Source organism: Virgibacillus salexigens (genome assembly GCF_014905415.1).
GTDB classification, from domain to species: Bacteria; Bacillota; Bacilli; order Bacillales; family Amphibacillaceae; genus Virgibacillus; species Virgibacillus salexigens.
On record NZ_BNEO01000109.1, the window covers coordinates 1 to 312 of the forward strand.

The 312-nt window shown below is 36.5% G+C and carries 1 pseudogene; it reads right to left on the minus strand.

Annotated features, from left to right (window positions below):
- Nucleotides 1-40: 40 nt before the first annotated feature.
- Nucleotides 41-312 (minus strand): annotated as a pseudogene (locus JKP73_RS22445) (phosphotriesterase family protein); the annotation flags it as partial.

Here is a 312-nt window from a genome sequence, read left to right on the forward strand (position 1 = left end):
CGATGATTATGTCTACACACAAACTCTCGCAACTTCACATCTATTTTTTAAATGCAAAGCAACGTGCCGGGTTATGGATGAAAAACTTTTCCATTAATCGTTGACCATCAAAACCATTCTGATTCGCTTCATCAATAAAACGTGGAACCCACTTGCCAATAATATTTTCCAAACCTAACCCGTAATCATAATGTTTGTAGTAGGATTTTCTTGCTGTGACGCCACTCACCAATAATTGATCCTCATACCCTTTTCTAACCAGTTCTAAAATACATTGAATTCTTGTGCTTTCTGGGGCATACTTAATTTTTG